Source organism: Methylobacterium sp. J-088 (assembly GCF_022829295.1).
Lineage (GTDB): Bacteria > Pseudomonadota > Alphaproteobacteria > Rhizobiales > Beijerinckiaceae > Methylobacterium.
The window spans coordinates 118,859-130,676 of record NZ_JAKSYH010000263.1 but is presented as its reverse complement, the minus strand read 5'-3'; the positions used below and the strand labels follow the sequence as shown (position 1 = coordinate 130,676).

At 68.5% G+C, this 11,818-nt stretch carries 10 protein-coding genes; 6 read left to right on the top strand and 4 right to left on the bottom strand.

The window, feature by feature from the left end; translation table 11 throughout:
• Positions 1 to 110 precede the first annotated feature (110 nt).
• The 6 genes from MKK63_RS29260 (at position 111) to rpmG (ending at position 5,544) form a co-directional block, all read left to right on the top strand.
• The gene (locus MKK63_RS29260) at positions 111 to 449 is read left to right on the top strand and encodes a hypothetical protein (RefSeq protein WP_244007738.1); all 339 of its coding nucleotides are present in this window, start codon (positions 111 to 113) and stop codon (positions 447 to 449) included.
• A gap of 130 nt (positions 450 to 579) precedes the next feature.
• A complete protein-coding gene (gene rnr / locus MKK63_RS29255; protein ID WP_244007736.1) occupies positions 580 to 2,901 on the top strand; it encodes a ribonuclease R in 2,322 nt (773 codons plus the stop codon).
• Positions 2,902 to 2,924: 23 nt separating this feature from the next.
• Positions 2,925 to 3,389 (top strand): DUF983 domain-containing protein, encoded by a 465-nt coding sequence (locus MKK63_RS29250; protein WP_244007734.1) that lies wholly within the window; start codon positions 2,925 to 2,927, stop codon positions 3,387 to 3,389.
• The gene (locus MKK63_RS29245; RefSeq protein ID WP_244007732.1) at positions 3,346 to 4,089 is read left to right on the top strand and encodes an NUDIX hydrolase; all 744 of its coding nucleotides are present in this window, start codon (positions 3,346 to 3,348) and stop codon (positions 4,087 to 4,089) included. The genes MKK63_RS29250 and MKK63_RS29245 overlap by 44 nt, the downstream gene beginning before the upstream one ends.
• The gene (locus MKK63_RS29240; protein WP_244007730.1) at positions 4,086 to 5,270 is read left to right on the top strand and encodes an MFS transporter; all 1,185 of its coding nucleotides are present in this window, start codon (positions 4,086 to 4,088) and stop codon (positions 5,268 to 5,270) included. Before MKK63_RS29245 ends, MKK63_RS29240 begins: the two co-directional genes overlap by 4 nt.
• Before the next feature lie 106 nt (positions 5,271 to 5,376).
• The gene (rpmG, locus tag MKK63_RS29235; RefSeq protein ID WP_160532473.1) at positions 5,377 to 5,544 is read left to right on the top strand and encodes a 50S ribosomal protein L33; all 168 of its coding nucleotides are present in this window, start codon (positions 5,377 to 5,379) and stop codon (positions 5,542 to 5,544) included.
• Positions 5,545 to 5,644: 100 nt separating this feature from the next.
• On the opposite strand, the gene MKK63_RS29230 is transcribed toward rpmG, so the two are convergent.
• From MKK63_RS29230 to fdhF, 4 genes are all read right to left on the bottom strand, one after another.
• A complete protein-coding gene (locus MKK63_RS29230; protein ID WP_244007728.1) occupies positions 5,645 to 6,562 on the bottom strand; it encodes a LysR family transcriptional regulator in 918 nt (305 codons plus the stop codon).
• A 79-nt stretch (positions 6,563 to 6,641) separates the two neighbouring features.
• Positions 6,642 to 8,303 (bottom strand): OFA family MFS transporter, encoded by a 1,662-nt coding sequence (locus tag MKK63_RS29225; RefSeq protein ID WP_244007727.1) that lies wholly within the window; start codon positions 8,301 to 8,303, stop codon positions 6,642 to 6,644.
• 339 nt (positions 8,304 to 8,642) lie between these two features.
• Positions 8,643 to 8,936: a formate dehydrogenase subunit delta gene (locus MKK63_RS29220; RefSeq protein ID WP_244007725.1), complete on the bottom strand. Its 294-nt coding sequence runs from the start codon at positions 8,934 to 8,936 to the stop codon at positions 8,643 to 8,645.
• A gap of 4 nt (positions 8,937 to 8,940) precedes the next feature.
• Positions 8,941 to 11,814, bottom strand: a complete 2,874-nt coding sequence (gene fdhF, locus MKK63_RS29215; protein ID WP_244007723.1) for a formate dehydrogenase subunit alpha — start codon at positions 11,812 to 11,814, stop codon at positions 8,941 to 8,943.
• Positions 11,815 to 11,818 lie beyond the last annotated feature (4 nt).

The following is an 11,818-nucleotide window of genomic DNA, read 5'->3' as shown; positions in this document are numbered from 1 at the left end:
CCTTCTACACCGCGCCGATCGCCAGGAAAGATCGGCGGTTCTGTCACACCGGCCTGTTTCCGGATGGCATCCGGCTTGCCACGCCTTCGGACCCTTCGGAATGGATACCCATGAACGCGAGCGTGGAACGGGTCAGGGATGCCCTGGCCGAGCTGATCAAGGCAGCCCTGATCTCGGACGATGCGACAAGCCTCGCCTGCCGGGATGCAGGCCGCGCCAAGCTCGCGGCACTCGCTGGCGATCCGCCCGACCCGGCGAGCCTGCGCATGGATGGCGCTTGGACGTTGGCGATCCAAGCGGCCGAGACGCCAGAACTGGCGCCGCAAGAGGGGCAGGTGAACCTGACTTTGCCGCGCGCCTGCCCGTTCAGCCTGACTGAGATCGTGTCCCCGGGCTTCGACGTGGATCAAGCGGTCGAGAATATCCGCAAGATCGCCTCGACCGGTTGATCCAGCCTGTTGAGGAAAGTCGGCCCGGCGTTGCCGTGGGCGCTCCGGGGACCCATCTTGGATTGTCGGGACCGGATTGGTCCTGAGCCCACTTGGGCTTCGTTTTCCGAGAACCAGCCGGCACCACCTTTTGGCACGTCGCACCACCACCCCGGGGGCCGAGCCCGCCGCTCCGCCGCCCATCCCCACCCGTGAGCAGATCCTCGCCTTCGTGGCCGAGTCGAAGGAGCCTGTCGGCAAGCGCGAGATCGCCCAGGCCTTCGGCATCAAGGGGGCCGCCAAGATCGAGCTGAAGCGCATCCTGAAAGAGATCGAAGAGGATGGCGCCCTCGACCGCGGGCGCGGCGGTCTCGCCCCGGCGGGCCACCTGCCGCCGGTGGTGCTGGCCGATATCCGCTCGCGCGACCGCCATGGTGATTTTCTGGCCGTCCCCGTGGAGTGGACGGGCACCGGCAAGCCGCCCGCCATCGTGCTCATGCAGCCGCGCGGCCCGCGCAAGGGCACTCGGCCGGCGTCCGGCATCGGCGACCGCGCTCTGATCCGGGTCGAACGCGACCCCGAGGGCGGCTACACGGGCCGGGTCATCAAGGTCATCGGGAAGAACAAGGCCGAGATCATCGGCGTCTACCGCGCCGGCGCGCAGGGCGGCCGGATCGTGCCGGTGGAGAAGCGCTCGCAGGGCCGCGAGATCCTGATCCCGCCGGGCGAGGAGGGGCAGGCCCGCGACGGCGACCTCGTCAGCGTCTCCCTGGAGCGCGAGACCCGGTTCGGCCTTCCCAAGGGGCGCGTGCGTGAGCGGCTGGGCTCGCTCGGCTCCGAGAAGGCGGTGAGCTTGATCGCGCTGCACCTCCACAACATCCCGCACGTTTTTGCGGATTCGACCCTGGCCGAGGCGGATGCCGCAGAACCCGCGACGTTGAATGGCCGAGAGGACTGGCGCGACCGGCCGCTCCTGACCATCGACCCGCCAGACGCCAAGGACCACGACGATGCCGTCATGGCCGAAGCCGATCCCGACCCGGCCAACCCGGGCGGCTTCATCCTCACCGTCGCCATCGCGGATGTAGCGGCCTATGTCCGCGCCGGATCGAGCCTCGACCGGGAGGCGCTGGAGCGCGGCAATTCGGTCTACTTCCCCGACCGGGTCGTACCGATGCTGCCGGAGCGCATCTCCAACGACCTCTGCTCGTTGCGCGAGGGCGAGGACCGGCCGGCGCTCGCCGTGCGCATGGTCATCGCCGCCGATGGCGAGAAGCGCCGCCACGGCTTCCATCGGGTGATGATGCGATCCCGCGCCAAGCTCGCCTATGCGCAAGCGCAGGCCGCGATCGACGGGCAGCCGGACGCCGCCACCGCCCCCCTGCTGGAGACCGCGTTGCGCCCCCTCTGGGCGGCCTACGCGGCCCTGCGCGCGGCCCGAGACCGCCGAGGCCCACTCGCCCTCGATCTGCCCGAGCGTAAGGTCCTTCTGTCCCCGGACGGCGCGGTCGATCGGGTGATCGTGCCGGAACGGCTCGACGCGCATCGGCTGATCGAAGAGTTCATGATCCAGGCGAACGTCGCCGCAGCCGAGACCCTGGAGCAGGCGAAACAGCCGCTGATCTATCGCGTCCACGACGAGCCGGCGCTCGAAAAGATGCGGGCGCTCGGTGAGGTCCTGGCCTCGGTGGGCATCAAGCTGCCCAGGGAAGGGGCGCTGCGGCCCGCCCTGTTCAATCGGATCCTCGCGACCGTCGCCGAGACCGAGCACAGCGTCTTCCTCAACGAGGTGATCCTGCGCAGCCAGGCCCAGGCCGTCTACGCCGCCGAGAATCTCGGGCATTTCGGCCTGAATCTGCGGCGCTACGCGCATTTCACCTCGCCGATCCGGCGCTACGCCGACTTGATCGTCCACCGGGCGCTGATCACCGCCTGCCGGCTCGGCACAGATGGGCTCGGGAGTACGGTCTCACTCGGCGAGCTGGCGCAGATCGGCGAGCAGATCTCGGCGGCCGAGCGCCGCGCCATGGCGGCCGAGCGCGAGACCATCGACCGGCTGATCGCCCACCACCTCGCCGACCAGATCGGGGCCAGCTTCGAGGGCCAGATCGCCGGCGTGACTCGGGCCGGGCTGTTCATCAAGCTCGACGGGACCGGGGCGGACGGCTTCGTGCCGGTCTCGCAGCTCGGCGCCGATTATTTCCGCCACGAGGAGGGCCGTCACGCCCTGGTGGGCGAGCGGACCGGGGAGACGTTCCGCCTGGGCGACCGGGTCGAGGTGCGGCTCGTGGAGGCGGCACCGGTGGCCGGGGCGCTGCGCTTCGAATTGCTCAGCGAGGGCCGGTCCCGTTCCGGCGCCCGCAAGCCCGGCCCGGGCAAGGCGCCCGGTGGCCGGCCGTTCAAGGCGGCCCCGCCCGGCCGTCCCGCCGGCATCCGCAACACTGGGACGCGCCATCGCGGCTCGCGCCGCTGACCGGGCCGTTGTAGACCCTGGACATGGCCGCCGACGCGATTCCCCTGCGCACCCGTCTCGTACCCGCGATGGCCCGAGGCTTCATCGGCCGCTGCCCGCATTGCGGCCAGGGGCGGATCTTCGGCCGCTTCCTCAAGGTGCGGCCCGAATGCGATGCGTGCGGCCTGGAGTTGCACCACCACCGGGCGGACGATCTGCCACCCTACGTGGTGATCTTCATTGTCGCCCACATCGTGGGCTACCTGATCCTGGAGACGGAGAGCGCCTACGAGGTTCCCCTCTGGGTTGAGATGGGAGTCTGGCCGGCCTTCACGCTCCTGTTCGCGCTCATATTGCTCCAACCGGTCAAGGGTGCCGTCGTCGGGCTGCAATACGCCCTTGGCATGGACGGCTTCGCCACGCTACCGCGGAGCCGCCCCACCCCGGGGTCGGAGGAGACACGCCTTGCCGCTGCCGCAGCAGGAGCCCCAGATCGCCACCGCCTCTGAGAGGAAGCCTGCCGCGGCGCGCCTGCGCCCGCGGGACGCCGCCACCATGATCGTGATCGACCGGCGGGGACGGGGCGGCCCGAAGGTCCTGATGGGCCGGCGCAACCCCAACCTCGCCTTCATGCCGGGCAAGTTCGTTTTCCCGGGCGGCCGGATCGAGCTCGGCGACCGTCACATGCCGGTGGCCGGCGCCCTGCCCGACTACGCCGAAGCGGCGCTGACCCGGCAGGTCTCCCGGCCACCCCATCATCTCGGCCGGGCGCTCGCGCTCGCCGCAATCCGCGAGACCTACGAGGAGACCGGCCTGCTGCTCGGCACGACCGAGCACGGCGCGCCGGAGGAGACGCCCGCGGGCTGGGAGGGGTTTGCCCGGCACGGCGTCCTGCCGGATCTCGAGGCGCTGCACCTCGTGGCCCGGGCGATCACGCCGCCGAAGCGCGTACGCCGGTTCGACACGCGCTTTTTCGCGGTCGATCATCGGATGGTTGCGGCAGAGGAGCCGGGCCGGGTTCAGGCCGACGCGGAGTTCACCGAACTCGCCTGGGTCCGCCTTGAGGCGGCCCGCAAGCTCGACCTGCCGTACATCACCCGCGCCATCCTGGACGATCTGGAAGCTCAGATCGCCGCCGATTTCGCCCCACACCGGATGATCCCGTTCCATTACGAGCGCTACGGCCGGCGCGAACGGGTAGCCTTGTGAACCAAAAGGACGTGGAGAACGCGGGACGGCGCGGAATCAGCTCGGAGGATGTGGCGGCCATCGCGGCGGCCGTCACCTGCGTCACCGTCGTGGGCATCGGTCTGAGCCTGTCGATCCCGCTCCTGTCGATCGAATTGGAGCGACGGGGCGCGTCGAGCACGCTGATCGGGATCAACACCGCGGTGGCGGGCATCGCCAGCATCTGTACGGTGCCGTTCGTCCCGCGGCTGGCCACGCGGATCGGGGTCGCCCCGCTGCTCGGCTTGGCGCTGATCGTCGGAGCGGCCAGCCTCACTTTGTTCCCGATCCTGCCGGGTATCGCGCTCTGGTTCCCCCTGCGCCTCGTCTTCTCGATGATGCTCGGCGCCCTGTTCGTACTCTCCGAGTACTGGATCAACGCCGCTGCCCCGCCGGAACGCCGGGGCCTCGTGATGGGCATCTACGCCACCGTCCTGGCGGCGGGCTTCGCGGTCGGCCCGCTCCTGCTGGCGCTTGTCGGCACCGAGGGCCTGGCCCCCTACGCGACCGGGGCCGCCCTCATGCTGGCCGGCGGCCTACCCATCCTGCTCGCCCGCGGGCTGTCGCCGACGATCGAGCCAGGTTCGGGCCGGAGCATCTTCAGCTACCTGCGCCTCGCCCCCGGCGCGCTCGCGGCTGCCCTCGCGTACGGAGCGGTCGAGACCGGTATCTTCGCGATCCTGCCCCTCTACGGCCTGCGCATCGGCTATGACGCACAAGGCGCGGCCGGGCTCGTCAGCCTGATCGCGCTCGGCAATGTGGTGTTCCAGATTCCGTTCGGTTGGCTCGCCGACCGGTTCAACCGCGGTGCGGTGCTGCTCGGCGCAGGTCTCGCGGGCGCCGCCGGCTCGGCGCTCATCCCGTTGACGGCCGGGAACCCCGTGGCGTTCGGCCTGCTGCTCCTGGTCTGGGGCGGCATCGCCGGCACGCTCTACACGGTCGGGCTCGCCATGCTGGGTGACCGCACGCCGGCAAACGATCTCGCCGGCGCCAACGCGGCCTTCGTGGTGCTGTACAATGTCGGGCTGATGTTGGGGCCGCCGGTGATCGGCGGCGGGCTCGACCTCATACCGCCGCACGGCTTCGCGCTGGCGCTGCTGGCCCTGTTCCTGGCCTTTGCAGGCGCCCTCGCCGTGACGGAGCGTCGGCGCGTCCACTCTTGACCTGAACGGCGCGATCGGGCATTCACCCGCCCGTATTCGGCCGGGTCCTCCCGGCCATTTGCGTTTCGCTCACGCGGAATGCCGCACCCTGCAGGAGCGCCGCGCCATGGCCAAGGCCGTCACCGTCAAGATCAAGCTCATGTCGACCGCCGACACGGGCTACTTCTACGTCACGAAGAAGAACTCCCGGACGCAGACCGAGAAGCTGTCGATGCGCAAGTACGACCCGGTCGCGCGCAAGCACGTCGAGTTCAAGGAAACCAAGATCAAGTAAGCCGACGGGCACCAGCCCCGGTTGTTATGAAGCCGCTCGGGAGACGGGGCGGCTTTTTTCGTCGGCCCTGTCGTAACGATGCCCACGACGCGTCCAGCGATCAGGCGGATGACGCGTCCGATACCCCCGGATCGAGCGTGCGGGCGAGCGACCGGGCGATGGCAACGAGGGCGGTGACCATCGGGGTGGACGGCTCGCGGCGCGGGGCGACGAGGCCGATCGTGTGCACCAGATCCGGTGCGGTGATCGGGATGGCCCGTACGCCCTCGATAGGTCCGAGAGCATCCACCAGGATCTCCGGCATGATCGAGGCCCAGCGCAGCGTGCGCACATGGGTCAGCAAGACGATCATCGAGTTCGACTCCAGGGTCGCGGCCGGATCGGCCCCCGATTCCCGGATCTGCTGGTCGATGATCCGCCGGTTTTGCATGTTGGGGGTGAGCAAGCAGAGCGGCAGGCTGCCGGTCTCGGCCCAGGTGACGCTCGCCCGCTGGTCGAAGGGACCGCCGATCGCCGTCACGAGACGGTAGCGCTCCCGGTAGAGCGGGACGGAGATCACCCGCCCGAGGGGTTCGTTGTCGAGATAGGTCAGTCCGGCATCCGCCTCTAGATTCTCGATCAGCGAGAAGATGTCGGTCGAGGTCGCCGACTCGACCGTCAGCCGCACGTCCGGGTGCCGCTCCCGGTAGGGTGTGGTGAGATGCGCGATCATCGGCAGGGCGGTGGGGATCGACGCGATGCGCAGATGCCCGGTCAGGCCCCGGCGCAGGCCGGTGACCTCCTCGTGCATCGCGCGGGCATCGGCCACGATCCGCCGCGCCCATTCCAGCACCCGCTCCCCTTCGGGGGTGAAGCCCTGGAAGCGCGAGCCGCGCAGCACGAGTTGCACGCCGAAGCGGTTCTCCAACTGTTTCACGCCGGCCGAGAGGGTCTGCTGGGTCACCCCGCAGGCCTCGGCGGCGTGTCCGAAATGCTGCTCGCGGGCGAGCGCGAGCAGGAAGTCCAGCTTGTCGATCACCACGCAGGGATCCCGGCACCGCAAGTCGCCGGGAGCCTAGCGACCCAGGACGACACCCACAACCACGTGCGGCGGTCGCTCACCGGAACAGGATGAAGGCCTTCGACAGGGTGATGCCGATGCCCCAGACGATCGGGATGCCGACAATCGCCCAGGCCACGGCCGCACCGGGGCTGAACCCGCCGCGGCCGATGCCGAAGGAACCCGACGGTCCGGTGGCCGTGGCACCGGCCTTGACGTCGAGGGTGGCCCGCTCCGAATCGGACATGAACCAGCGTTGGGCCAGCGGGCGGACAAGCAGGTTGCACAGGAACCCGACCGCCAGGAAGCTCGCCAGCACGTACATGGTCCGGCCATAGAGATCGGCCCCCTGGACGCCGGCCGCGGCCTGAGCTTCGCGGATCTTGGTGATGACGAATGGCCCGACGATGCCCGCCATCGACCACGCCGTGAGCAGGCGCCCATGAATGGCGCCCACGAACTGCGTACCGAACACGTCGGCAAGGTAGGCCGGCACGGTCGCGAAGCCGCCGCCATACATGGACAGAATCACGCAGAAGATGGCGACAAACAGGGCCTGCGAGCCGATGCCGGCCGCCCAGGGCGCCGCCGCGTAGAGGACGCCGCCCAGCGCGAAGAAGATCGCGTAGGTGACCTTGCGGCCGATCCGGTCCGACATCGAGGCCCAGAAGAACCGGCCCAGGATGTTGAACAGGGAGAGCAGGCCGACGAAGCCGGCCGCGATCGCGGCGACCTGCGCCTTCTGGCCGGCGTCGAGGGCCGAGAAGCCGGTGCCCGGCAGACCGATCAACTCACCGCCGAAGATCTCCTGGAGCATCGGCGACGCCAGCGCCAGCACGCCGATCCCGGCCGACACGTTGAGGAACAGGACGAGCCAGATCATCCAGAACTGGAAGGTCTTGTGGGCGTCCCGAAGATGGACATGGCCGGAGGCGATCATCGCGTTCTTGGCAGCCGGCGCCGTCCAGCCGTCCGGGCGCCAACCGGCCGGCGGCACGCGATAGCCGAAGGCGCCGCCCAGCATGAACAGGATGTAGCCGATCCCCATCACCGCCAGCGTCTGCCAGACGCCGGCCGAATCCGCGGTCCGGAAGCTCTTGATCAGGGTGTCGGCCAGGGGCGACCCGATCATCGCACCGCCGCCGAAGCCCATGATCGCCATGCCGGTGGCCATGCCGCGCCGGTCGGGGAACCACTTGATGAGCGTCGAGACCGGCGAGATGTAGCCGAGGCCGAGCCCAATGCCGCCGATCAGGCCTATTCCGAGCCAGACCAGCCAGAGCTGGTGAATGTAGACGCCGAGCGCGCCGATCAGGAAGCCGCCGCCCCAGCACAAAGCCGCCGCGATGCCGGCCTTGCGCGGGCCCGCTCGCTCCAGCCAGCCGCCGAACAGGGCCGCCGAGAGGCCGAGCATCACGATGCCGATCGAGAAGACCGTGACGAGGTCGCTGATGCGCCAGTCGCAGGTGGTGGTGAACAGAGCCGTCATCACGCCCATATCGGCGCAGGCGGCGGGGCCCGGCTTGCCGACCGAGAGCGCACGGGTCAGCGGCAGCCAGAACACCGACAGGCCGTAGGCCATGCCGATACACAGGTGAATCGCCAGGGCCGCCGGCGGGACCAGCCACCGGTTGAACCCCGGCCTGGCCACGATCCGCTCGCGGGACAACAGATTTGGCATACCGCCGGGCGCGACCGCGCCCGCCACTCCAGCACCCATGACCGACTCCTCCACGGCGGTCATTTTGGTGGACCGCTCGGTGCCGCAGGATGCGCGATCTGTGTACAGGGCGCCAGCGTAATGCTTGCTGAGTAGACAGATTTAACCCGTATCTGCGCAATCTGTAAGCGAACACTCGTCGGTGATGGTCATCGGGATCGCAGTCCCAGTGCCGCCCTTCGCGTTGAAGGCAACTGCAATCCCGCACTCTGATCCTGTGTGGGTATGAGCCCGATGCGCCCGGCATGCATCAGGACATCAGAACGAGTCAGGGCCCGGAAGATCCGGGCCCTGACGATGCTGCGAATGGGAAAAGCGTATCGAGCGCGTTCGAACGGGTCAGCCGGCGTCGCTGGCACCCTCGCCGAGCTTCTGCGGATCGCGGGTCGCTGCGCGGATCGGGCTCTCGGCCTGGGGCTCGGCGCCGCGCATGGCCCGCTGCACCAGGGTGTCGGCCCGATCGCCCATCTCCGGCAGGGCCGCTTCGAGTTTCGAGACCATCTTGGGCGTCCAGAACGCCACGATGTGCTTGTGGATGCCAGCCACCGCCTCCTCTTCCGGGTAGGACCGGAAGAAGGTGGCGATCTGGTTGGCCATGCGGAGGAGCTTGTCTTCCTGGCGGACTGCGCTCATCGCCTCACTCCGCCGCGTCGAGAGCAGTGTCTTGAGAATTGGCGATGCGCGTCAACGAGAAATCCTCCTCGTAGAACTTAGCCTGCCAGTCGGAGGGCCGGTTGGTCCGCCGGACCTGCACTGCCGTCACCTTGTACTCGGGGCAGTTGGTGGCCCAATCCGAGTAATCGGTGGTGATGACGTTGGCGCCGGTCTTGGCGTGGTGGAACGTGGTGTAGACCACACCCGGCTGCATCCGCTCCGAGACCTTGGCCTTGAGAGCGATGTCGCCCGAGCGGCTCTCCAGAGAGACCAGATCGCCCTCCACGATGCCGCGCAGCTCCGCGTCGAACGGGTGGATCTCCAGCACGTCCTCCTCGTGCCAGCGCGAGTTCTCGGTGCGCCGGGTCTGCGCGCCGACATTGTACTGGGACAGGATCCGGCCCGTGGTCAGGATCAGCGGGAACTTCGCCCCCGTCCGCTCCTCGGTGGCCACGAACTCGGTGATCATGAACCGGCCCTTGCCGCGGACGAACCGGTCCACGTGCATCATCGGCGTGCCGAGCGGTGCCTTCTCGTTGCAGGGCCACTGCACCGAACCCAGCTCGTCGAGCTTGGCGTAGGACACGCCGGTGAAGCTCGGTGTCAGGCCGGCGATCTCGTCCATGATCTCGGACGGGTGGTTGTATTCCATCTTGTAGCCCAGCGCGTTGGAGAGCAGCACCGTGCCCTCCCAGTCGCCGTAGCCGCCCATCGGGGCCATGACCTTGCGCACGCGGGAGATGCGGCGCTCGGCATTGGTGAAGGTGCCGTCCTTCTCCAGGAACGAGGCGCCCGGCAGGAACACGTGGGCGTATTTCGCGGTCTCGTTCAGGAACAGGTCCTGGATGACGATGCACTCCATCGCCATCAGGCCCGCTGTCACGTGGTGCGTGTCGGGATCGGACTGCGCGATGTCCTCGCCCTGGATGTACATCCCCTTGAACGCGCCATCGACGGCTTCGTCCAGCATGTTGGTGATGCGCAGGCCCGGCGCGCTGTCGAGTTTGGCGCCCCAGAGCGCCTCAAAGCTCTCGCGGGTGGCATCGTCCGAGACGTGACGGTAGCCGGTCAGCTCGTGCGGGAACGAGCCCATGTCGCAGGAGCCCTGCACGTTGTTCTGGCCGCGCAGCGGGTTCACGCCGGCGCCGAGCTTGCCGATGTTGCCGGTGGCCATGGCGATGTTGGCCATGCCCATCACCATGGTCGAGCCCTGGCTGTGCTCGGTGACGCCCAGCCCATAGTAGATGCCGGCCGCGCCGCCCTTGGCGTAGAGCCGGGCCGCGCCGCGGACTTCCGCCGGGTCGAGACCGGTGAACTGCTGCTGCGCCTCCGGGGAGTGCCGCTCCTCGGCGATGAACCGCGCCCAGGACTCGAACTCGGGCAGGTCGCAGCGCTCGCGGACATAGGCCTCGTCGATCAGCCCCTCGGTGACGATCACGTGCGCCAGCGAGTTGATGAAGGCGACGTTGGAGCCGGGCTTCAGCGGCAGGTGATAGTCGGCCTTGATGTGGGGCGACTTCACGAGGTCGATCTTGCGCGGATCGGCGACGATCAGTTTGGCGCCCTGGCGCAGGCGCTTCTTCATCCGCGAGCCGAACACCGGATGGCCGTCGGTCGGGTTGGCGCCGATCACCAGGATCACGTCGGAATTCTCGACCGATTTGAAGTCCTGCGTACCGGCCGAGGTGCCGAGCGTCGACATCAGGCCGTAGCCGGTCGGCGAGTGGCAGACGCGAGCGCAGGTATCGACGTTGTTGTTGCCGAAGGCGGCGCGCACCAGCTTCTGGACGAGGTAGGCCTCCTCGTTGGTACAGCGCGACGAGGTGATGCCGCCGACCGAGTCTTTTCCGTACTTGGCCTGGATCCGCTTGAACTCGCTCGCGGCCCGGTCGATGGCTTCTTCCCAGGAGACCTCGCGCCACGGATCCGTGATCTTCTCGCGGATCATCGGCTTGGTGATGCGGTCCTTATGGGTGGCGTACCCGTAGGCGAAGCGGCCCTTGACGCAGCTATGGCCCTCGTTGGCTTTGCCGCCCTTGAAGGGGACCATGCGGACGACGCGCTCGCCCTGCATCTCGGCCTTGAACGAGCAGCCGACGCCGCAATAGGCGCAGGTCGTCACCTCGGCGTGCTCGGGCTGGCCGAACGCGTGGATCGTCTTTTCCTGCAGGGTCGCGGTCGGGCAGGCCTGCACGCAGGCTCCGCAGGATACGCACTCGGATTCGAAGAAGTTGGTCGGGCCGGCCGCCACGCGGCTGTCGAAGCCGCGGCCCGCGATGGTCAGCGCGAAGGTGCCCTGCACCTCCTCGCAGGCCCGGACGCAGCGGTTGCAGACGATGCACTTCGACGGGTCGTAGGTGAAGTACGGGTTCGACTCGTCCTTCGGCAGGTACTTCTCGGCGGTCGGCGCGACGTGGTTGTCGCCCTCGTAGCCGTAGCGCACGTCGCGCAGGCCGACGACGCCGGCCATATCCTGCAATTCGCAATCGCCGTTGGCCGCGCAGGTCAGGCAGGTCAGCGGGTGATCGGAGATGTAGAGCTCCATCACGCCCTTGCGGAGCTTGGCGAGCTTCTCGTTCTGGGTGTGCACCACCATGCCGTTCTCGGCCGGGGTCGTACAGGAGGCGGGCGTGCCGCGCCGCCCCTCGATCTCCACGAGGCAGAGGCGACAGGAGCCGAACGGCTCCAGCGAGTCGGTGGCGCAGAGTTTTGGGATCTGCGTGCCGGCATGCATCGCCGCCGCCATCACCGAGGTGCCGGCCGGTACGGTCACCGACATGCCGTCGATGGTCAGCGTCACCGTCTGCGCACTGACGCGGATCGGCGTGCCGTAGTCGATCTCTTTGATGAGGGCCATGGAA